At 61.7% G+C, this 22,148-nt stretch carries 17 protein-coding genes, 1 tRNA gene and 1 pseudogene; 13 read left to right on the top strand and 6 right to left on the bottom strand.

Features of this window, described 5'->3' with window-relative positions:
• The coding region (locus HMPREF2896_RS12500; protein WP_246824018.1) for an HNH endonuclease signature motif containing protein at positions 1–319 on the top strand (319 nt) is incomplete at its 5' end.
• A 283-nt stretch (positions 320–602) separates the two neighbouring features.
• Here HMPREF2896_RS12500 and HMPREF2896_RS09910 read toward each other — a convergent pair.
• Complete coding sequence (locus HMPREF2896_RS09910; RefSeq protein ID WP_004601215.1) at positions 603–992, bottom strand: heavy metal-responsive transcriptional regulator; 390 nt, start codon at positions 990–992, stop codon at positions 603–605.
• Between the two features lie 108 nt (positions 993–1,100).
• Between HMPREF2896_RS09910 and merA the strand changes: the two genes are divergently transcribed.
• The 3 genes from merA (at position 1,101) to HMPREF2896_RS09895 (ending at position 4,188) form a co-directional block, all read left to right on the top strand.
• On the top strand, positions 1,101–2,525 hold the full coding sequence (merA, locus tag HMPREF2896_RS09905) for a mercury(II) reductase (RefSeq protein WP_070701667.1): 1,425 nt from the start codon (positions 1,101–1,103) through the stop codon (positions 2,523–2,525).
• A 227-nt stretch (positions 2,526–2,752) separates the two neighbouring features.
• A complete protein-coding gene (locus HMPREF2896_RS09900) occupies positions 2,753–3,235 on the top strand; it encodes a TlpA family protein disulfide reductase (protein ID WP_083308548.1) in 483 nt (160 codons plus the stop codon).
• Positions 3,232–4,188: a cytochrome c biogenesis CcdA family protein gene (locus HMPREF2896_RS09895; RefSeq protein WP_005326045.1), complete on the top strand. Its 957-nt coding sequence runs from the start codon at positions 3,232–3,234 to the stop codon at positions 4,186–4,188. The genes HMPREF2896_RS09900 and HMPREF2896_RS09895 overlap by 4 nt, the downstream gene beginning before the upstream one ends.
• A gap of 248 nt (positions 4,189–4,436) precedes the next feature.
• Here HMPREF2896_RS09895 and HMPREF2896_RS09890 read toward each other — a convergent pair whose 3' ends face one another.
• The 3 genes from HMPREF2896_RS09890 to HMPREF2896_RS09880 all read right to left on the bottom strand — a co-directional run bounded on the left by HMPREF2896_RS09890 (position 4,437) and on the right by HMPREF2896_RS09880 (position 8,311).
• Complete coding sequence (locus HMPREF2896_RS09890) at positions 4,437–5,723, bottom strand: MFS transporter (RefSeq protein ID WP_070719397.1); 1,287 nt, start codon at positions 5,721–5,723, stop codon at positions 4,437–4,439.
• A 47-nt stretch (positions 5,724–5,770) separates the two neighbouring features.
• The gene (locus HMPREF2896_RS09885) at positions 5,771–7,123 is read right to left on the bottom strand and encodes a dicarboxylate/amino acid:cation symporter (RefSeq protein ID WP_070719395.1); all 1,353 of its coding nucleotides are present in this window, start codon (positions 7,121–7,123) and stop codon (positions 5,771–5,773) included.
• A 117-nt stretch (positions 7,124–7,240) separates the two neighbouring features.
• Positions 7,241–8,311 (bottom strand): lipoate--protein ligase family protein, encoded by a 1,071-nt coding sequence (locus HMPREF2896_RS09880; protein WP_070711749.1) that lies wholly within the window; start codon positions 8,309–8,311, stop codon positions 7,241–7,243.
• Positions 8,312–8,779: 468 nt separating this feature from the next.
• Between HMPREF2896_RS09880 and HMPREF2896_RS09875 the strand changes: the two genes are divergently transcribed.
• From HMPREF2896_RS09875 to HMPREF2896_RS09850, 5 genes are all read left to right on the top strand, one after another.
• Positions 8,780–9,631, top strand: a complete 852-nt coding sequence (locus HMPREF2896_RS09875; protein ID WP_070719392.1) for a PRC and DUF2382 domain-containing protein — start codon at positions 8,780–8,782, stop codon at positions 9,629–9,631.
• Between the two features lie 124 nt (positions 9,632–9,755).
• Positions 9,756–13,028 (top strand): formate dehydrogenase-N subunit alpha, encoded by a 3,273-nt coding sequence (fdnG, locus tag HMPREF2896_RS09865; RefSeq protein WP_246824017.1) that lies wholly within the window; start codon positions 9,756–9,758, stop codon positions 13,026–13,028.
• 9 nt (positions 13,029–13,037) lie between these two features.
• Positions 13,038–14,081, top strand: a complete 1,044-nt coding sequence (locus HMPREF2896_RS09860) for a 4Fe-4S dicluster domain-containing protein (protein ID WP_070719389.1) — start codon at positions 13,038–13,040, stop codon at positions 14,079–14,081.
• On the top strand, positions 14,078–15,163 hold the full coding sequence (gene nrfD, locus HMPREF2896_RS09855) for an NrfD/PsrC family molybdoenzyme membrane anchor subunit (protein WP_070446985.1): 1,086 nt from the start codon (positions 14,078–14,080) through the stop codon (positions 15,161–15,163). Before HMPREF2896_RS09860 ends, nrfD begins: the two co-directional genes overlap by 4 nt.
• A 128-nt stretch (positions 15,164–15,291) precedes the next feature.
• On the top strand, positions 15,292–16,194 hold the full coding sequence (locus HMPREF2896_RS09850; protein ID WP_070645300.1) for a GDSL-type esterase/lipase family protein: 903 nt from the start codon (positions 15,292–15,294) through the stop codon (positions 16,192–16,194).
• Here HMPREF2896_RS09850 and selD read toward each other — a convergent pair.
• Positions 16,191–17,171 (bottom strand): selenide, water dikinase SelD, encoded by a 981-nt coding sequence (selD, locus tag HMPREF2896_RS09845; RefSeq protein WP_070446981.1) that lies wholly within the window; start codon positions 17,169–17,171, stop codon positions 16,191–16,193. The genes HMPREF2896_RS09850 and selD overlap by 4 nt on opposite strands.
• Positions 17,172–17,206: 35 nt before the next feature.
• On the opposite strand from selD, the gene HMPREF2896_RS09840 reads away from it, so the two are divergent.
• The 3 genes from HMPREF2896_RS09840 (at position 17,207) to selB (ending at position 20,400) form a co-directional block, all read left to right on the top strand.
• A tRNA-Sec gene (locus HMPREF2896_RS09840) sits at positions 17,207–17,301 on the top strand.
• Between the two features lie 24 nt (positions 17,302–17,325).
• A complete protein-coding gene (gene selA, locus HMPREF2896_RS09835) occupies positions 17,326–18,609 on the top strand; it encodes an L-seryl-tRNA(Sec) selenium transferase (protein ID WP_201828421.1) in 1,284 nt (427 codons plus the stop codon).
• Entirely contained in the window at positions 18,610–20,400 is a 1,791-nt protein-coding gene (gene selB, locus HMPREF2896_RS09830; RefSeq protein WP_070719385.1) for a selenocysteine-specific translation elongation factor, read from the top strand. It begins immediately after the preceding gene.
• Between the two features lie 71 nt (positions 20,401–20,471).
• Here selB and HMPREF2896_RS09825 read toward each other — a convergent pair whose 3' ends face one another.
• Complete coding sequence (locus tag HMPREF2896_RS09825; protein ID WP_246824016.1) at positions 20,472–21,338, bottom strand: hypothetical protein; 867 nt, start codon at positions 21,336–21,338, stop codon at positions 20,472–20,474.
• A gap of 79 nt (positions 21,339–21,417) precedes the next feature.
• On the opposite strand from HMPREF2896_RS09825, the pseudogene zupT reads away from it, so the two are divergent.
• A pseudogene (zupT, locus tag HMPREF2896_RS09820) lies at positions 21,418–22,119 on the top strand (zinc transporter ZupT); the annotation flags it as partial.
• Positions 22,120–22,148: the final 29 nt, after the last annotated feature.

Below are 22,148 nucleotides of genomic sequence, written 5' to 3'. Positions count from 1 at the left end.
ACCAGCTACGGTGGTGCTCCACACCTACCAAGCCCGCGATATTGATAACGCACCGACCTTTATCGAAGGCTTCGGCTGGCGAGCTGAACCCATGCCACATGACAAGACGCGGGATTTAACCGAAGAGATAAAAGAAGCCGACGGCTACCAACCAGGAATCATCATGCGCAAACTTGTCGAAGGACGCGACGGTACCTGCCGGGTCGGCGGATGCGGCGAGCCTGCTTTTCTCAGCCAGTTGGATCACCGACACAACTGGGCCGAAGGCGGGCCAACCCACCCGAAGAACCTGGTTTTCGCCTGTCGATCATGGTGGTGATGGTGCACAGAATTATGAACGCAAGGGCCCACCAACTACCTGCTCGCGAAGACTGTTCTTGTCCACCGGGAACTGGTCTTATTTCCGTCTTCCCGTAGGGGACTATTTTTACTTTGGCTCAAAATGCACCAAAGGTATTATCCTCAACCGCCAAAATGTTACTTCCAGGTAAGAAATAGTCCCTATTTATAGATAGCTCCTGGCGGTTAATCCTGTCATCCTGGCTCTCGTCGAGCTGCAACTCTCGCATAGCGTGGTTGCTAAGGAGGTGTGCCCAATTGGATTACAAGTACCTACACACTTGATCGGTGCTGCACGTTTCAGGGTCCGGGTGTGCGGCGTCCTGTCTGAGGTCCGCGATAGTGTCGCGCAGCACGGAGAGCTGCGCGATCTGCTGCTCGATCTCAGCGAGGCGCACGTCAAGCAGGTCGCGCACGTGCTCGCAGGGCGCCTGGCCGCCGTCGCGGATGTCGAGGATCTGGCGGATCTGGGCGAGGGTGAGGCCCGCGGCCTGGCCCCGGTGGATGAACCCGACCCGACCCACGGCATCCTCGGCGTAGTCCCGATAGCCGGAGGCCAATCGCTCGGCCGGAGGGAGCAGCCCCGACTCCTCGTAGAACCGCAGGGTCTTGGTCGTGGTTCCGGTTGCTTCCGCAAGCTGTCCGATCCTCATGTTCGCCGATTCCCCTTCCAATGGCCACCACACTTGACCTTCCATTGTACTGGAAGGTTCACAATGGTTCCATAGGAACTTTTGAACCACAGGGAAGAGACATCTGGAATGACAAACGAAAAGTTCGATCTGGCGATTATTGGTTCCGGCGGCGGAGCGTTTGCGGCCGCGATCCGGGCCACCGGACTGGGCAAGCGCGTCGTGATGGTGGAGCGCGGCACCGTGGGCGGGACATGCGTGAACACGGGCTGCGTCCCGTCGAAGGCGCTCCTGGCTGCCGCGGAGGCCCGCCACGTGGCGTTGGATTCGGCCCGCTTCCCTGGGGTGGCGGCCTCGGCGGGCCCGGTGGACATGCCGGCCCTGATTCAGGGCAAGGCCGCGCTGGTTGAAAGCATGCGCACGGAGAAGTACGTCGATCTGGCCGCGGACTACGGGTGGACGATGATCTCGGGGGACGCGTCGTTCACCGGAACCCAGGACGCACCGCTGCTCCGGGTGATCTCCCCGGATGGTGCAGTGAGAACGATCGAGGCCGGGCACTACCTCGTGGCCACTGGCTCCGCACCCTACGTGCCGCCCGTTCCCGGACTGGCCGAGGCCGGGTACCTGACCTCGACGACGGCGATGGAACTGGACGAGGTGCCCGAATCAATGCTGATCCTGGGCGGAGGCTATGTTGCCCTGGAGATGGCACAGCTTTTCTCCCGGCTGGGCTCCCGGGTGACCATGCTGGTCCGTTCCCGGTTGGCCTCGCAGGAGGAACCGGAGGCATCCAAGGCGTTGGCGGGGGTGTTCACCGACGAGGGGATCCGGGTGGTCCGGCGGGCCATGGCCGACTCCGTGGCCTCCGGCCCGGACGGGGTCTCGGTGACGGCAAACGTGGCCGGGGGCGAGGAGGTGTTCCGCGCTTCCCGCATCCTCGTGGCACTGGGCCGCCGCCCGGTGACCGAGGGACTGGACCTTGACGCCGTCGGGGTGAAGACCGGCGCATCCGGCGAGATCGTGGTCGATTCCCGCCTGGCCACGTCCAACCCGCGGGTTTGGGCCGCCGGGGACGCGACCGGCCATCGGGAGTTCGTTTACGTCGCAGCGGCCCACGGCGCCTTGGCCGTGGACAATGCGTTCACCGATGCCCTGGCCGAGGTCGACTACCGGCACCTGCCCCGGGTCACCTTCACCAGTCCCGCCATCGGGGCGGTCGGGATGACGGAAAAGGAAGCTGTCGCCGCCGGGATCAGCTGCGAGTGCCGGGTCCTCCCCCTGGAGTACGTGCCGCGAGCCGTGGTCAACCGCGACACCCGCGGCTTCATCAAGGTTGTCGCGGACCGCGACACCGGACGGATCCTGGGCCTCTCCGCGGTGGCCAAGGACGCCGGGGAAATCGCCGCCGCCGGCGTCTACATCCTCGAAGCGGGCATGACCACCGCGCAGGTCGCCGCCGCCTGGAGCCCCTACCTGACGATGGCCGAGGGCATCAGGATCGCCGCCAAGGCCTTCACCACCGACGTCTCCGAGCTCTCCTGCTGCGCCTGAGCTCCAGCCCCCACTACCGAAGCAAAGGAATGCCCTGACCGCCACCGACCAGGCCCTCACCTATCTGTTGTCCCCGAGCACCACCGCACCGACCACGGCACCGCCTGAGTCCCCATCCCCATTCCTGGAAGGAACCACCAGACACCATGACATACCCGAGATCCCGCCGTTCTCTGTCCGTTCCCCGGCCCAGGCACCTCGCCTCCGCCCTGTTTCTGGCAGCGGTCATGGCACTGACAACCGCCTGCGCCAGCTCACCGGGCGGCCCGTCGGCCGCGCCAGGCGGTTCGTCGCCCGACGCGGCCGGTGCCGTTGCTGTTACGGTCTCCGACATTGACGGCACTACCCGGACCATCCCGGACGGTAAGCCCGCAGCACTGTTCTTCTTCTCTGCCGGATGCGGTGAGTGTGCGGAAGGGGCCGATTCCCTGAACAAGGCCTCCACGGCCCTGGGAAGCTCGGCCGACTACCTCCTGGTGGACGTGGACCCCCGAGAACCGAAGGAGACCATCAACGGATTCCGCGATTACATCAAGGCCCCTGAGCTCCCTGCCGTCATCGACACCGAGGCCACACTGACCACCCGGTACAAGGTCACCTCCATAAGCACCCTGGTGGTGGTCGACGCGAAGGGCGACGTTACCTTCCGGGCCACCGACCCGTCTGCGGAAAAGATCCAAGAAGAACTCACCAAGGCCGGTGCCCAATGACAGCCCTGCTTGCCCTGGCCTTCGCCGCTGGAATGATTGCCCCGGTCAATCCCTGCGGTTTCGCCCTCCTGCCCGCCTGGATAGCCCAGACCATCGGGGACGCCCGGACGCGCCCGCTCGCGCTGCGTCTGGCCCACGGGCTCCGGGCCGGGCTCGCGCTCAGCCTCGGCTTCGCCGGGACCCTGGCAGCCTTCGGGCTGATCGTCAGCGCGGGCGCCAGGACCCTGATCAGCGCAGCGCCCTGGCTGGGAATGGCCACCGGGGTGATCCTTCTCCTGCTGGGCCTGGCCATGCTCACCGGACTCACACCACGGCTCCGTCTGCCGGCCTGGGCCACGAAACCCCGCACACAAGAAGCCGCAGGGGCAGGTCACAAAACCGGGCGCATGGTGGCCTTCGGGATCGGATACGCCGCAGCATCCCTCGGCTGCACCCTCGGGGTGCTCCTGGCCGTGATCGCCCAAGCCCAGGCCGTCGCCAGCTACGCCGGGCTGCTCGCGGTCTTCGCCGCCTACGCCGCAGGCTCGGCCACTGTCCTGATGCTCGTTTCGGCAGGCACGGCCATCGCCGGGGCCGCCCTCGGGCGAAGAATCACCGGCTTGGCCAAGCACAGCAACCGCATCGCCGCCTTCATCCTCACCATAACCGGCGCCTACCTCAGCTGGTATTGGTATCCCGCCGCCACCGGCGGAACCGCACAGGCCAACAGCCTCGCCGTATGGTCAGCCGCCGCCAGCGCCTGGATCAGCGACAACAGCACCCTGATCGCAGCCCTCGCCGCAGCCGTGGTGCTCGCATCGGCATTGGCCGCCCTCAACCGGCGCAGGAGACTGCGCATCAGACAGGGAACGCCGCCCACAGGCGAGGGCCCCGGGCAAAGCGGGGAACCCGACTGCTGCACACCAACTCCGGACAACAACTCGACCGAGGACCGGCCAGGCACGATCCCGTAGCTGGCCGAGGACTCCCAAAAAGCAAGGGGGAGAGGGAACCTTGCCCATCTTCTGGCAAACGAGGCGCCCGCCTATCAGGACAGGTTGGTACAGCGGCATCAGGCCGGAAGTCAATTCGTGCGGCCCTGCTCGTCGTCTGAAACGACAATTCGGATCGCCAGCGGTCGGGCGATTGACGCTGCCGCTGAAGCTCAAGTGTGGGTCGTTGATGGAAGTTACTACCAGGAGGGGGAGAGTGAGGCGGTGGGTTAGATCTCTTTTAGGCGATTCCGCTTGGAGGCGAAGAGAACGCCTCCGCCGGTGATGATTGCTGCGGCAACAAGGTAATACGCCGGGGCGAGTTGGTTGTCTGTTTTGTCAATAAGCCAGGTGGCGATTATGGGCGCCGTGCCGCCGAAGACAGCGTTAGCTGTGTTGAAAGTGAGTGCAAAGCCGGAAAGGCGAACATGGGTGGGGAACTGTTCGGAGAGGAAGGAGGGGAGGACGCCGTCGTTAAGCGCAAGCACGCCGCCGAGGCACACCTGGATGATGATGACCAGGAGAATCCCAGCTCCGTCGAGAAGCATGAAGGCAGGGACGATGAAGAGCCCCATGAAAAGCGCAGCGCACAGCATGGTGGCGCGGCGTCCCAGGCGGTCCGAAAGCAGGCCGGTGAGAAGCGCGAAGCCGACATAGAACGCGGAAGCGACGGAGGACGCTATGAAGGCAGGTGTTTCCGCCATGCCCAGCTCCTGGGAGAGGTAGGTCGGCAGGTAAGTCAGGATGACATAGAAACCAATGGCGTTGAGAACTGCGCCCGAGAAGGCAATTGCCAGGGCCTTGGGATATTTGATGACCTCGCGAAGAGGGGATTCCTCCGTGTCATCTTGATTCTCAAAGCGGGAAGACTCATCGGCGTTGCGGCGAATCCACAGGCCGTAAAGGCCCAGGGGTAGTGCGATGAGGAAGGGGACGCGCCAACCCCAGGAGATGAGGGCATCGTCGTCAAGCACGCCGGTGAGTAGTGCTGCGATGAGGGAGCCCAGTAGCAGGCCGGATGCTGTGGCGGAAGGCACGATTGCGGCGTAGATACCCCGCTTATGCGTCGGAGCGATTTCTGCGAGGTGCGTGGCTGCCCCGGCATATTCGCCAGCCGCGGAGAAACCTTGGACCATGCGCGAAAGCAGAAGTAGCAGGGTGGCGGCGAATCCGATTGCTTCGTAGCTGGGGAGGAAGCCAATCACGGCTGTCGCCAGCGACATCATCGTGATCGATACCGTCAGGGTTTGAATTCGTCCGTGTTTGTCACCAAAGTGTCCCCACACAATTCCGCCGAGCGGGCGGACGAGGAAGGAAAGCGCAAAGAGTGCGAATGTCATGATGAGCGCGCGGCGCCCTTCCATCTCCGGAAAGAAGACTCGGGAGATAATGGCCGACATATAAATGTAGGCCGCATAGTCGAACCATTCGATGAAGGTTCCTATGAAGGAGGCCTTGATGGCGCTGCGGTGTTGTGTGGAATCGGGGTCTGGTGGTGCTTGGGTTGACGTGGACATAGCTTCCACCGTACAGAAACTATATGTGTTCCACGTCACTTATGTTCCTAAACGTTCACGCTGTCCCGTTCGTTCTCATCAGCGTTCATGATGTCATTGACGCCACCCTCGGCAGCATCCCAGGTTGCTTGGTCTTGGATGCCGGCGCGCTTGGCTACGATCGTGGCACACAGTGCCTGACCGGTGACATTGACGGCGGTGCGGCCCATATCAATGATGGGCTCGATGGCGAGCAAGAGGCCGACGCCTGCCAGCGGGAGGCCCAGCGTGGAGAGCGTCAGTGTCAACATGACGGTGGCGCCTGTCGTGCCGGCAGTAGCTGCGGAGCCAATGACGGAAACGAAGATGATGAGAAGGTATTGGGTCGGAGAAAGGTCAATTCCGTAGAACTGAGCGATGAAGATGGCGGCGATAGCCGGGTAAACGGAGGCGCAGCCGTCCATCTTCGTGGTAGCGCCGAGCGGGATGGCGAAGGAGGCGTATTCGCGAGGCACACCCATGGCCCTCTCCGTAAAGCGCTGGGTAACCGGCATGACTCCCATGGAGGAACGGGTGACGAAGCCGAGGGAGAATACTGGCCATACGCGCTTGTAGAAGCCGATGATTGGAATGCGGTTGAAAGCAAGGACGGCAGGGTAGACCACAACAATGACAAGGGCGAGTCCGACATACATCGCGAGGACGAACTTGCCTAAGGAGCTCAGCGCATCCCAGCCATAGGTGGACACGGCTTTGCCGATGAGGGCGGCGGTGCCAATCGGGGCGAGGTGAATGATCCACCAGAGGACCACCTGGATAACCTTGAGGAAGGACTCGGTAAAGCGCAGGAAGGGATCGGCTGCTTTGCCAGCCTTGACCGCAGCGATGCCCAAGGCCAAGGAAATGACAAGGAGCTGAAGGGCGCCGAAGCTGAGGGAGACTTCGCCGTCGCTAAGCGAAGCTTTGAGTCCAAAGAAGTTGGCGGGGACGAGTTGCTGGAGGAATGCGGTCCAGGAGCCAACGTTGGAGGGATCGGCGGCGGTGGAGGCGTCGACAGTCGTGCCTACGCCTGGCTTCATCACGAGGGCGACGAGAATGCCAGCCAAGACGGAGAAGAAGGCCGTAATGGCGAACCATACAAGAGTGGAGATTGCCAGCGAGGCGGCGTTAGCCACCTTGCGTAGGTTGGCAACCGAGGTGACGACAGCCGCGAAGATGAGCGGCGGGACCATCACTTTGAGCAATTGGACGTACGCGCCGCCGACGCCGGACAAGGTATCGGAGAGCCACGAGGACTCCATGCCGGAAGCGATGAATCCGAGAATAAGGCCGATAATGAGGCCGGCGATGACCTGGGCGCCAAAGCCGGTGGCCCACGAGGGCAGCGTGCGCGAGGATGCGCGGGAGGAAGTGTCGGACACGAGATTTTCCTTCTAGACAGTGTTGTATAGAAATGGACCATTTGGTTCGGTAAAGTCATACCGGTCGGTTCATTAGAACATGTAACACCGTACGCTGCCCAGAAATTCCCCCGCAAATTATGGGATGCGCTTGGTCCACTCGTCGTTGAGGAACTTGGTGTCGACGAGGTGGCGGGCGGCGGCGAGTGTGTCGTCGGAAAGCTCGGCGTCGACGGCGCCATAGCGGGTGGCAAACTCGGTAGCCATAGTCTCGATGATTTCCTCGCGCGGCACGCCGGTTTGGCGGCGCAGCGGGTCCACGCGCTTCTTTGCGCTGGCTAGGCCCTTGGAAGAGACCTTGACCTTGCCGATGCGCAAGACCTCCATCATCTTGTCTGCATCGATGTCATAGCTCATCGTGGTGTGGTGGAGCACCGCGCTCTTGCGGCGCTTTTGGGCGGCACCGCCAATCTTTCCGCCGTCCGACGTGATGTCATTAATCGGCACGTACCAGGCGTTGACACCAAGCTTTCCGAGCGCCGCGAGAACCCATTGGTCCAGATACTCGTAGCTAGCCTCGTAGGAATAACCGGCTACGAGCGAGTCTGGGGCGTACAGGGAATAGGTTACGCAGTTGCCGCCCTCCATGAACATTGCGCCACCACCGGAGATTCGGCGCACTGGAACAATGCTGTGCTTGTCGACGCCCTCCTGGTCCAACTCATTGGAATAAGACTGGTAGGAGCCGAAGACCACGGCGCGGTCTTCCCACTCCCAGAAGCGGAGCGTAGGGCCGCGTTTTCCTTCCGCGACTTCGTTGAGGAGGACCTCATCGAGGGCGACGTTGACTGGGGTTGGGAGAACTCCTGGGCGCAGGATCTCCCAGTTGTGGTCGGTGAAATCGGTACCGCCGGACAGTGCACGTCTAACTGTGACGGCTAGGTGGTGGGTGTCAAAACCATGGAGAGCCACGGGTGAGTCGATTCGCGCAAGCGCGGCATCGAGCCGGGACTGGACGTCCTCGGTACTTGTGGCGGTAGTGATGCCAACCAGTGCTGGGGCTAGTGTCTCGTAGGCCTCCTCAGGCTCAAGAAAGAAATCGCCGGAGACCTTGGCTGCGGTAACGGTGCTGTGGGTGTCAATATCAAGATCTACGACGAGTAGTTTGCCGCCCGGGACTTTGAGTTCGAAGTGTTTCGTCTGGTTCATGATGTTCAGGATACTCAATGGTGGAGTTGTGATGATTGGGAATGTAGACCAATTAAGGAATGTGCCGAACGGGGTGGGGGTAGTTAACGTTTATTGGCTGTCCCTGTGGGTAACGTAAAGAATTGTATAGAGGATTGTTGTTGGGTGCTGTTTGCGGGTGCAGGTTGATGTCTTTGTGTTTTGGTCTGGGCGTGGGTCGGGGGAGGGCGCCGTCGTTCTAATGGCTTGTGAGGTGCGTAAATAATCTCGTAATCTAATCGTTATAGCCAATGTGGCCTGCGGCAAAGCGCGATTTTTGCAATGGGATGGGCTACAGCGGTGGCACATTGTGTATTTGTCCGTATGGTGGGTGACAGCGCAAACGAAATAGCAAATCGCCCCCCACTTCTTATGGTATATGGGGGTGATGTTGAGATCTGTGGTTTGCCAGTTTCATATAGACCAAATATAGAAAGGTTTAGAGAAATAATGGGTAAGAATATCAAGGATCTGTTTAACGCAACCGCATACGACAAGACCGGCGACAAGCTGGGCTCTGTCAAGGAGGTCTTCGTCGACGAGCAGTCCGGTCAGCCGACCTTCGTTGAGGTCAACCACGGCCTGTTCGGCATGAGCTCCAGCTTGGTTCCGCTCCGTGGTCACGATTTCACCGGTGAAGAGCTCAAGCTGGCCTTCTCCAAGGACCGCATCGAGAACGCACCGGACTTTGACTCCGATAAGCCGCTGACTCCTGAGGCACAGGCGGACATCTTCAAGCACTACAACCTCGAGAACGCACAGGATGTCACCACCTACCGTGACGAGCGTGATGAGCGCGCTGGTGCTGCCGGTGCTGGCGTTGCCGGCGCTGGAGCAGGTGCGCACGCTAAGGATGAGACCGCTGCTACCGACCGTATTGACACTGACCGCGCTACTGCTACCGGTAACGGCGTCTCCAACAACGAAGGTGAAGTTATCCGCTCCGAGGAGCGCCTAGACGTCAACAAGGAGCGCGTGGCCACTGGTGAGGCTCGCCTGCGCAAGTACGTCGTGACCGATACTGAGACTGTTGAGGTTCCGGTCGAGCGCGAAGAGGTTCGCGTCGAGCGCACCCCGATTTCTGAGGCTGACGCTGCCAACTACACCGGCACCATTGGCGATAACGGAGCAGAAGAAGCCTCCGTCACCCTGCATGAAGAGCGTGTGAACGTAGAGAAGAAGACCGTCCCGGTGGAGAAGGTTAACCTCTCCAAGGAAACCATCAAGGACACCGAGACCCACACCGAGGATCTGCGCAAGGAGCAGATCGATACCGACGGCATCACCGAGACCCGCAAGTAATCTCGGTTAAGGGCTAAGAGGCTGGAGCTGCAAAGCTCCGGCCTGCTGTCGTTTTAGTTCCTTTTCAATTTTTGCTGTCATGAACAGGGTGGAAAACATGGTGGCGAAGCAGTAGGTTTAAGTCATGTCACGTTTTAGCCCACTGAACTGGCCCGTCGTACGCCAAATCCGCAACAAGGATGCCTTCGGCCGCGACCTGTCTACGCAGTCAGCTAAGAGTGAGGACCTGCAGGGACGCACCGTCGATGCGGATCGCGTCGTGCAGTCGGTCTGCCCCTACTGCGCAGTGGGCTGCTCCCAGCGCGTCTACGTGAAGGATGACAAGGTCATCCAAATCGAGGGTGATCCGGATTCCCCGATCTCCCGCGGCCGCCTCTGCCCCAAGGGCTCTGCTTCTGAGCAACTCATTAACTCCTCGACCCGCATCACCACGATCAAGTACCGAGCGCCCTATGCCACTGAATGGCAGGAGCTCGACGAAGAAACCGCGATGGATATGATCGCGGACCGTTTTGTGGAGGCACGCGCGAGGCATTGGGAGGGCGTCGATAAGCACGGGCGTCGTCTCAACCGCACCATGGGCATCGCCGGTCTGGGTGGCGCGACGCTAGATAATGAGGAGAACTACCTCATTAAGAAACTGTTTACCGCGACTGGTGCTATTCAGGTAGAGAACCAGGCGCGCATATGACACTCCGCCACTGTTCCTAGTCTAGGAACATCGTTTGGCCGCGGCGGCGCGACCCAACCGCTGCAGGATATGGCGAATGCGGATTGCATCGTCATCGAGGGTTCTAATATGGCCGAATGCCACCCCGTGGGTTTCCAGTGGGTCGTCGAAGCCAAGAAGCGTGGTGCGCGCATTATCCACGTGGATCCGCGCTACACGCGTACGTCTGCCTTTGCGAACCGCCACATCGGCATTCGCGGTGGCACGGACGTGGTGCTGCTCGGCGCCATTATCAAGTACGTTCTGGATAATGACCTGTATTTCCACGATTACGTGGTGAATTACACCAACGCGGCGTCGATCATCTCGCCGGATTTCCAAGACACCGAGGACCTGGAAGGCCTGTTCTCCGGGTACGACGCGAAGAAGGGCAAGTACGTCACGGACTCGTGGCAGTACGTGAAAAAGCCTGAGGGCTCCTCGTGGAACGTGGAGAAGGACATGACGCTGGAGGATCCAAACACGGTCTTCCAGATCCTCAAACGCCACTACTCGCGCTACACCCCGGAGATGGTGGAGGAGACCTGTGGCATTGCGCCGGAGGACTTCTACTACTTGGCAGACTCGATTGCGCAGAACTCCACCCCGGAGCGCACCACGTGCTTCGCCTACGCGCTGGGCTTTACCCAGCACACCCTGGGCGCACAGTTCATCCGAACCGCGGCGATTCTGCAGCTGCTCATGGGCAATGTGGGCCGCCCTGGCTCGGGCATCATGGCCTTGCGCGGGCATGCCTCGATTCAAGGCTCGACTGATATTCCGACTCTCTTCAACTCGCTTCCGGGCTACCTGCCCATGCCACACGTGGATCAGGAGACCTGGGCGGATTACCTGGATTCCTTCCGGCAGGAAGACCAGAAGGGCTTCTGGCAGTTGGGTGAGAACTACGCGGTCTCGCTCATGAAGTCCTATTGGGGCGACGCCGCTACCAAGGAGAATAATTGGGGCTTTGACCTTATGCCGCGCCTGTCCGGCGCGCACTCGACCTATGAGACATTGCTGGCCATGCTGCGCAAGGAAGTGGAGGGCTACTTTGTCTTCGGTCAGAACCCAGCGGTGGCGCAGTCCAACGGTGGTATGCAGCGCCGCGGACTGGCCTCGCTGAAGTGGTTGGTTGTCCGCGATTTCCAAGAGATTGAAACGGCAAGTTTCTGGAAGGATTCGCCGGAAGTCAAGAACGGCGAGCTCAAGACCGAGGAGATCGCTACCGAGGTATTCCTCATGCCTGCGGCAACGCACGTGGAGAAGTCCGGAACATTTACCCAGACCCAACGCATGGTGCAATGGCGCTTCCAGGCGACTCCGCCGCCGGGCCAGGCCCGCAGCGAGGCGTGGTTCTTCTACCACTTGGGCAAGAAGATTAGGGAGCGCTTGGCGGATTCGACCGACCCGCGCGACCTGCCGATTAAGTCCGTGACGTGGGATTACACCGAGGATGAACACGGGGATCCCAGCTCAGATGAGATTTTGCGTGAGATCAACGGCTACTACCTCGATGGGCCAAAGAAGGGCCAATTGTTGCCGAGTTTCACCGAGATGCGCGCCGACGGTTCTACCTCCGGCGGCTGCTGGATTTACACCGGCGTGTATAAGGACGGCATCAACCATGCCGCGAAGAAGGTTCCGGGGTCTGAGCAGAACGAAGTAGCACTCGAGTGGGGGTGGGTATGGCCGGCTAACCGACGCATCCTGTACAATCGCGCCTCCGCCAAGCCGGATGGCACTCCGTGGTCGGAGCGCAAGAAGTACATCTGGTGGGATGAGGACCAGGGCAAGTGGGTTGGTGACGATGTCCCGGACTTCCCGGTGACGAAGCGCCCGGACTATGTCGCGCCTGTCGACGCCGTCGGCCCCGACGCCCTCGACGGCGATGATCCCTTCATCATGCAGCCGGATGGCCTGGGTTGGCTGTTTGCCCCGAAGGGGCTGTCCGACGGCCCGCTGCCGACTCACTACGAGCCGCAGGAATCGCCGGTGCAGAATGCGCTGTACAAGCAGCAGCAATCGCCGACGCGGTTGACTATCAAGCGCGCGGATAACCTTTCCCGCCCCGAGCCAGGGGAGCGCGGTGCTGAGGTCTTCCCGTTTGTCTTCTCTACCTACCGTCTGACGGAGATGTACACCTCCGGTGCGATGTCGCGCCGCTTGCCTTACTTGGCGGAGCTGCAGCCGGGCTTGTTCTGCGAGGTGGACAAGGAACTGGCCGCCAAGCGTGGACTTGTCAACGGCGAGTGGGCCACTATTGTGTCGCCGCGTGGTGTCATAGAGGCGCAGGTTTTGGTGACGGACCGCATGGAGATGCTCACCATCAATGGTGAGGACTTCCACCAGATTGGCCTGCCCTTCCACTACGGAGAATCAGAGACCACCGAGGTGGCCGGCGATGGTGCCAACGATCTGTTGGGCCTGACCTTGGAGCCGAACGTGTTTATCCAGAACTCAAAGGTGGGCGCCTGCGATATTCAGCCGGGCCGGCGCCCGCGGGGCGAGGCACGAGTGCAACTCTTGCGCGAGTACCAAGAGCGGGCGCACCTTACCGTTGACTCGGGCAACCGGATCCTGGACGTCTCAGATGCTTTTAGCACGAAGAGCGATGCTTCTGAGGAGAACACCGGCGATGACGCCACCGCAGGCAATGTGGCGGACTATGAAGGCAAAGAAGGCTAAGGAGGACTAATGGCTAATCTTTTCACCGAAAAGGCTGATAAACACGGCTATGAGTCCTATCAGCGCATGGCGTTCTTTACCGATACCTCGGTATGCATCGGCTGCAAGGCTTGCGAGGTGGCCTGTAAAGAATGGAACCGCAACCCGGTGGAAGGCTATGCGGTCACCGGCAATTCCTATGACAACACAGGCTCGCTGGGTGCCAATACCTGGCGGCACGTGACTTTCATTGAGCAAAGCAATGAGCGTATTGAGCAGGCGCGCGAGGATGGGCGCAAGCTCGTCTCACTGGGTCTGCCCACAGTCTCCGCGCCAAGCGTCATCCCAGATACCGATGATTTTCGCTGGCTCATGTCCTCCGATGTGTGCAAGCACTGCACCAATGCTGGATGCTTGGACGTGTGCCCGACGGGCGCGCTCTTTCGTTCCGAATTCGGCACCGTTGTGGTGCAAGATGATGTGTGCAATGGCTGCGGGACCTGCGTTGCTGGGTGTCCTTTCGGCGTCATTGAGCGCCGCGATGACGGCGGCGTGACGCTGAAGGCGGACAAGACCGCCACCGTGGATTACGAGGTGCCTGACCACGCGGGTGTGAACGTGCTGGCAAAGCTGAAGCAGCTTAAGCCGCAAGGTCCAGACCATACGCCGGGACAGGCCATGCCGATCAAAAATTTGGGTGTAGCTCAGAAGTGCACCATGTGTTATGACCGGCTCAAGATTGGTGAACAGCCTGCTTGCGCTAAGACCTGCCCGACGGATTCTATCCAGTTTGGACCTTACGAGGAGATGCTCGCTGCTGCGCAGGAGCGAGTCCGTGTCCTCCACGAGCAAGGGCTGACAGAGGCTCGTCTCTACGGCGCCAATTCCCAGGATGGGGTCGGTGGAACGGGTTCTATTTTCCTGTTGCTCGATTCCCCGGAGGTCTACGGGCTGCCGCCGGATCCGCGCGTGCCCACGGCGGATTTGCCGCAGATGTACAAGACCGCAGCGAAAGCTATCGGAGGAATGGCGCTGGCAGTGGCCGGGGCATTCATGTTGGGAGGCCGCAAGTGAGCGAATTTGATGAGTACCGCCCGCCGCAGGAGCCTAGGCGTCGTCGCGGCGGTGGCAAGAAGCGCCGGCGTGGACGAGTCGGCGCCGGCGCACAGGATGGGTCCAAAGAAGCGCGCATGGCGGAGGACTTCGAGTTCTCCTCGTATTACGGCAAGCCCGTAGTCAAGGCCCCGCCGTGGGAGTGGCCAATTGGTGGCTATCTGTTCCTCGGTGGACTTTCGGGAGGCTCGGCATTACTCGCCGCTGGCGCGCAGGCTACGGGTAACGCGCCTCTCAAACGTTCTACCCGATTGACGGCGTTCTCTGCGGCCTCGGTGGGCTCTGTCTTTCTGATCCTCGACCTTGGGCGCCCAGAGCGTCTGCTCAACATGTTCCGCGTTTTCAAGGTGACCTCTCCGATGTCCATCGGCTCGTGGATTTTGGGCAGCTTTGCTTCTGCCGCGTCGCTGCCTGCAGTCGTCGAGGCTGATGAGCTGGTCGGCGGTGTGCTGCCGAAACCGCTTCGCCGATCCCTTGATAAGGCAGCCGGCCCAGCGGGGGCCGTTGCGGGAGTTCTCGGCGGACCACTCGCTGGCTATACAGCGGTGCTGTTGGCTAATACCTCTAACCCGACATGGAACGATGCGAAGAAGCACTTGCCCTATGTCTTTGTTTCCTCGGCGTCGGCCGCGGCGGCGGGTGCCGCCATGGCCTTTACCCCGGTGAAGAACGCTGGGCCTGCACGCGCCCTGGGCATCACGGCCGCAGTGAGTGACCTAGTCGCGACGCGGATCATGGAAAATCACATGGAACCGGAACCCAGGCGGCCGCTGCATGAGGGATTGCCGGGAAAGCTCATGAAGGCTTCTGAATGGCTCATCGCCTCCGGTGGTGTGGGAACGGCCGTAGCTGCGGCGACCAAGTCACGCACCGTGTCGGTATTGTCCGGCCTTGCGCTCATGGCGGGATCTGCGTGCACCCGCTTTGGTGTGCTCAACGCGGGACTGGAAGCGGTGAAGGACCCAGCCACCACGATTGCTCCACAGAAGCGGCGTGCTGAAGCGCGGGGTGACTACGGCACTTCCGTCGTGACGGGCGGATAAGAACCCTCATTTTGTGACGGGAAAGAATTGCAAGAATGGCAAAGGGTTAGCAAAGAGATAGACCAATGTGATTGAGTAGAACGAGGTAAACATTCTCTCGTTCTCCCTAATCGTTCTGTTAAGGAATCATGTCTCTCTCCTTCTCCCAGCGCATCAAGCGTTTTTCCGTTGCTCTTTCCGCAACCGCTTTGGCCTGCAGTGCCGTGACCTTCTCTACCGCTACGGCCTCCGCAGACCCGCACCGCGGCGCCGACGCCGTGTTCTTCGGTGATTCTTTCTTTGCTAACCCCGGCTACAAGCAGGTGGCTGGCGTGCGGTCCGATCTTGTGCGTGCGGGCCTCAGCAGCATCGAGGGCAGCGGCTCGGAAGCAGGCGCTCCATCACCACAAGGCTGCCCGCAAGGAAAGAAGACAGTGGCCGCGGAGTACGGCAAGATCACGGGGCGCTCGGTGGCGAACTATGCCTGTTCGGCCGCCAAGGCTAGCGGGGGCTCCTTCCGGAAGGACTTTGATCAGCAGGTCGTTGGTGCCATTGCCAATAAACACCTCACTGCCGATACCAAGAGTGTCTTTGTGCAATTCGGCGCCAATAATCTGCAGGACATTGCTGTCTCGCAATTTAATAATGATTCCTACCGGCAGGCCATGGTGAATAACACGAATCGCATCCGTCAGGCTGCGCCGCATGCCACCATCACGTTTGTGGGGTACCCAGCTATCTCTGCCGCTAATGGCGCGATGTGCCCCGTGCGCTCTGGTACCAGCAGCGAGGTGGGTTTCAACATGGATGTGCTGGGCTTGGTTCGTTTGGGAGAGGACACCATTAACTCCGCGATGCGCACTGCGGCCTCCGCTGCTGGTGCCAATTACGTTGACCTCCGCCGCGCTTCCATCGACCACAACATGTGTGCTCCGGACTCTATTCGCTGGGTATCCGGCATCAGCGAGAAGTCCGTGACACACAATTTGTCCAATCACCTCACGCATGCCGGAGTCGATGGCGTCGCGCGCATTCTGAGCGCGCGTTCCTAAGCAGAGATAGAAATCCGCGCCTCACCCGGCACGGTCCGCCCGATAACTGGGTAGCCGGGTACCTCGCCGATGAGGAGGAGGCCACCGGAGGTTTGGGCATCGGCGAGGAAGACCAGGTCCTCTTCGCTCAAGTCCGAATCGAGGTGGGGGCGGACCCAATCTAGATTGCGGCGCGAGCCGCCCGGGATGAAGCCCTCCGCCAGGGCTTCCTTGGCGCCGTTCACCGCAGGAACAGCGGAGAAGTCGAGCTCGGCGCCGATACCGGAGGCACGGCACATCTTGTAGAGGTGGCCCAAAAGACCAAACCCGGTGACGTCGGTTGCTGCACGCACTCCTGCCTCCACCGCTGCCGCAGCTGCATCGCGGTTGAGCGTGGTCATGGAATCTACCGCGGCCTGAGAAACCTCACCGGTGGCCTTGTGCTTATTGTTGAGGATGCCCACACCAATCGGCTTGGTCAGCGTGATGGGAAGACCAGCCTCGGCGGCGTCATTGCGCATAATCTTGTCGGGGTGGACGGTGCCCGTGGCAGCCAAACCATAGGTGGGCTCCGGGGCGGTGATGGAGTGCCCGCCAGTAATCGAGATCCCTGCTTGGCTGGCCACATCCATGCCACCGCGCAGGACCTCGCGCAATATATCGAGGCTGAGCTTTTCGCGCGGCCAGCCCACGAGGTTGATGGCGGTGATGGGCGTGCCGCCCATGGCGTAGACGTCGGAAAGCGCATTAGCTGCTGCCACCCGGCCCCAGTCATAGGGGTCGTTGAGCATCGGGGTGAAGAAGTCCGCGGTGGAGATGACCGCCAGGCCGTCCTGGATGCGTACGGCGGCGGCATCGTCGCCGTCGTCAAGCCCCACCAGCACGTTGGGGTCCGCGGTGCCTACCAGGCCCGCCACAGCAGATTCGAGCTCACCCGGGGGAATCTTGCAAGCACAACCGCCACCGGCGGCAAAGGACGTAAGTTTAATGTCAGTCATAAGTACTACTTTAGCCCCGTGTAAGGTGAGCAGACGGAGGCGTACGTGTCCTGGTGGGCGCCCCGGTCTTCAAAACCGGTGAGGCCGAGTATCTCGGTCTGGCAGGTTCGATTCCTGTCCGTCTCCGCCATGAGCGCAGCTAGGAGGAACTTTGATGACTGACCCCCGCCGCTTCATCCCGAAGATGGATGAGATCCTCCAGTACCCGGCAGTGCGCACTGCGCAGGAGCGCAGTGCACCCCATAAGGTGCGCGCGATCATCGACGCCGTGCTTGCCGACGCCCGCTCCGGATCCCTCGACCCCACCCGCTTTCAGCAGGAGCTGGCCGACAGACTCGAAAGCGCACAGCCCTATTCCTTGCGCCGCGTCATCAATGCCACCGGTGTGATCATCCACACGAACTTGGGTAGGGCGCCATTGCCACCAGCCGCGGTGGACGCGCTCGCAGCCGCAGCCGGCTATACGGACGTTGAGATGGACTTAGACAGCGGTCAGCGCTCGCGGGATAGGGGACGCGGCGCGGTCGAGGCTGTCCTGGCCGCCTGTCCCGGCGCGGAGGACGCGCTGGTGGTTAACAATGGAGCATCCGCGCTGCTGCTGGCGACCGCCGCCTTGGCCCCCGGCAAGGAGGTCATCATTTCCCGTGGCGAACTTATTGAGATTGGTGCGGGCTTCCGTCTGCCGGAGCTCATCGAGTCCACGGCCACCCGCTTGCGTGAGGTTGGCGCGACGAACCGAACTCACCTGGCGGACTATGAGCGGGCCTTGGGGGAGAACACCGGGGCGATACTCAAGGTGCATCCCTCCAACTTTGTGATCAGTGGCTTCACGTCTTCTGTGTCGGTTGCTGAGTTGCGTGCGCTTACGGATGTGCCACTCATCGTGGATATCGGATCCGGGTTGCTCACTCCCGATGCGGTGCTGCCTGAGGAACCCTCGGCCAGCGAGGCTCTTCGAGATGGCGCAGACGTGGTGCTCTTTTCGGGGGATAAGCTTCTCGGCGGACCGCAAGCCGGCGTGCTGGTGGGAAAGAAGGAAGCGATCGCCGCGTGTAAGAAACATCCGCTGGCGAGGGCGGTGCGCATCGATAAGCTGCGGCTCAACGCCCTTGAGGCCTCCCTTGCCGCTCCTTCCAATGCCGTGCAGAATGCGCTGCACATCGACGCTCAGCGCCACCGCGAGCGCACCGAGAAGGTCGCTGCGGCGGTAGGCGGCGTGGTTGTCGAGCATGCCGGGCGTGTTGGTGGCGGCGGGGCGCCCGAGGTACCGCTGCCAGGCTGGGCTGTGGCGTTGCCAGAAGAGCTGGCCCGTCCGCTGCGGTTGGGCGAGCCTCCTGTGGTGGCGCGCGTGAACCAGGGCCGCTGCCTGGTGGATGTGCGCTGCGTGCCGGAGTCGCAGGACGCGGAGCTTATTGCTGCGATTCAGGCGGTGATGTAGGTGTACGTTGTGGCTACCGCCGGCCATGTCGACCACGGCAAGTCGAGCCTGGTCAAGGCATTGACGGGGATGGAGCCGGACCGCTGGGAGGAAGAGAAGCGGCGCGGCCTGACCATTGACTTGGGCTTCGTGTGGACGAAGCTTGACTCCGGCGCCGACGTGGCTTTTGTCGATGTGCCGGGGCATGAGAAGTTCCTGGGCAACATGCTGGCCGGGGTGGGGCCCGCGCCGGTGGTGCTCTTTGTGGTGGCGGCCGATGAAGGCTGGCAAGCGCAGTCTACTGACCACCGGGATGCCCTGCGCGCCGTGGGAATCGAGCACGGAGTGGTGGCGCTGAGCCGCGCGGACAGGGCAGATGCCGCCCGCCGCGCTGAGGTAGCCGCGCAGGTCAAGGCAGAACTGGCTGGAACAGCGCTTGCCGACGCTCCCATAGTCGAGGTCTCCGCAAAGACCGGCGAGGGCGTGGGGACATTACGCACTGAGTTGGACCAGGTACTCGCCGCTATGCCCGCGCCTGATCCCCAGGCGCGCGTGCGGTTGTGGGTCGATCGCGGCTTTAGCGTGAAGGGTGCGGGCACCGTGGTGACAGGAACGCTGGCGGCGGGGACTGTCTCGGTGGGGGATGAGTTGGAGCTTCATGGGCAACGCGTGACGGTGCGCGGAGTGCACAGTGAAAACAAGTCGGTGGATAGCGCCGGTCCAGTCACGCGCGTGGCCCTCAACCTTCGCGGGGTGGCCGCCGACCAGGTTCATCGCGGGGATGCACTGCTGAGCCCTGGGGGCTGGCGGGCGCTCGAAACCGTGGATATTCGCCGCACCTTTGGTACTGAGATGGCTGAGCTTCCCCAGAACCTCGTGGTGCATATCGGCACCGCGGGCGTTGGTGCCCGTCTGCGGCCATTAGGAGGTGAGTTCGCGAGGTTGACACTGGAAAGCCCGCTATCTCTCACGCTGCTTGATAGGTTCGTGGTGCGCAGCCCCGGCGGGCGACATGTAGCGGCAGGCTTCGAAGTCGTGGACATGCACCCGGCCGCGCTGAGTAGGCGCGGTGCAGCGAAGAAGCGCGCAGCTGAGCTAGAAGCCTTAGAGCCGACCAACCCGTCCGAGTGGCTCAAGCGCTGCGGCTACGCTTCGCGCGACGACCTCCTGCGCGATGGCTTTTCGGTGGAGGAAAAGCCGGCAGGGGTCATTGTTTTCCGCGAGTGGTGGATTGCCGCCCGCCACGTAACCGCGTGGAAGAATGCCCTCGTTGAGGCAGTGGAAGCACATGCTGCGGCGAACCCGCTGTCCCCGGGGCTGACGAAGGCAGCGGCCATGGACGCGCTGAACCTATCGGAGCCGGCCCTGCTGGGGTTGGCGGTAGCGGCAGCCAAGCTCGAATCAGTAGATGGTGTGCTGCGCGTTCCCGGCAAGACCGTCGACCTTGGCCCTGCGGAGAAGGCAGTAGCTGAGCTCGAACAACGCCTGCGCGCTGAGCCCTTCGCTGCCCCGGAGGCAGAAGACCTCAAGGAATTGGGACTGGGCCCCAAGGAGCTCGCCGCCGCCGAGCGCGCCGGGCGCCTGCTTCGCCTGGCCAAGGGCGTTGTGCTTCTGCCTTCAGCTCCGCGTGCGGCTTTCGATGTGGCGGCACAGTTGGAACAGCCCTTCACCCTCTCGGCGGCACGTCAGGCCCTGGGCACGACGCGCCGGGTTGCTGTCCCACTGTTGGAGCACCTCGATGCCCCCGGCGCGACCCGCCTAGTCGAAGGCAAACGCTTCGTGTGTGGGCCAAGGGAAAGAGCACCAAAGTAAAGGCACCATTTGCGGGCGGGTTTCAGAGAAATCCCAGGTCAATGAATTAGTGTAAGCGCATAAGGTGCCAGTTAAAAGGTGTCTTTAGGGGACGTGAAGGTACGCGAGCCGGTGGGCAGTGGTGAGGCAAGGGGATCCGCAGGCGTGGTGAACTCCCAGTCGGCATCAGGGTCGAGTGCCGGCGGGATGGCGGGATTGTTTGGGTCGAGCGGCAGCGGCGGGACCACAGGTGCGAAGAGCTCGGCAGACTGAGCCGGGGCAGCAGCGTCTTCGGGGGCGAGGGGAAGGTCCACTGCGATGCGCCCCGCGGCAGTATAAGCCCGAGCGGCCAGGGAAGCACCTGATTGGGAGGCGGCCGCGAATGCGGTGGCCAGCGCCGGGGTATCGGAGAGCTCCCCGCACGGGCCGAGGACGAGGTTGTCGTGGGTGGCGAGGACGGTGTCGTCGAGAAGCGCAAGCGTCACGAAGAGCTGTTCGGTTCCCATCTCGCGCAGCTGATGTGTAGTGAGCTCTCCCTCCGCGACACGAACGAGAGCGCCGTGCCCACCGCTGAGCAGGGCAGTACCCGCTGGCTGATTGTTCGCGGGAATCATCCACGGGTCGAGCCCCAGAGCAACGGCCACCTCCACCTCACCGTCCACGATCTCGACGGTCGCATGTGTTGCTGCATTCATCGCCGCTGTGCGCAGCCGGTTCAGCGCTGGATACTCAGCGGACTCTTCGTCATCGAGCGCACCGAGAAAACCGAAATCCGAGCGCACGCGCCAGCCACCCGTAGTGGGGTCGGGGAGCAAGGAAACGTCGACGAGCGCAGGCTGCTGCGCCAACCCCGGAATGCTCAACGCGGTAGAAAAGTTGACGTGCTCAAGAATCGCGACGTGCTCGACACCAAAATAGGACGGAGCCAGCGGATACAGCACCATGGTTGCGACAGTCACCTCGTGAGTCAGATGGGAAGCGATGGACTCCTTCCAAGCTTACGCAGAGGCCGGGTTAGACACGCTATAGTTTCCCACTATGGACTTAGCTACCATTGCCTTCGCTTTCAGCCTTGTGCTGCTGTCGGGCTTGTCGACGTCCATCGGAGGCGCCCTGGCCGTCGGAAAGCGGGAGCCAGGCCCGAAGTTCATGGCCACTGCTTTGGGGCTGTCTGCGGGCGTAATGCTCTACGTCTCCTTCATGGAAATCCTGCCGGAGGCCCTGAAGAAGCTAGAAAGCACCCTCGGGGACGAGGCGCGCGCCACCTGGACGATGATGGCGGCATTCTTCGCGGGTATTGCGATCATTGCCATCATTGACCGCCTTGTGCCCGAGGAGATTAACCCGCACGAGCCGGCCACCACCGAGGAGGACGCGCGGCGCAAACGGCTGATGAAGACCGGCATCTTTACCGCCTTCGCGCTGGCCATCCACAACTTCCCGGAAGGCTTTGCCACGTTTCTCTCAGGCCTCGAAGCCCCGGAGATCGCTATCCCCGTTGCCGTGGCTATTGCCATTCACAACATCCCCGAGGGCATTGCGGTAGCGGTACCTTTGCGCAGTGCAACGGGCTCACGCAAGAAAGCCTTCTGGTGGGCCACGCTATCTGGCTTGGCAGAGCCCCTCGGCGCCCTCATTGGCTTCGCGCTGCTGATGCCATTTATCGGGCCGATGACTTTCGGCATCTGCTTTGCCGTCATCGCCGGCATCATGGTGTTCATCTCCTTGGATGAGCTTTTGCGGCTCTTCCGGTTTCGGGGTGCGTAGCG

This window comes from Corynebacterium sp. HMSC069E04 (assembly GCF_001813175.1).
Lineage (GTDB): Bacteria > Actinomycetota > Actinomycetes > Mycobacteriales > Mycobacteriaceae > Corynebacterium > Corynebacterium aurimucosum.
The sequence above is the reverse complement of the archived record's forward strand: the minus strand, read 5'-3'. Positions and strand labels throughout refer to the sequence as shown.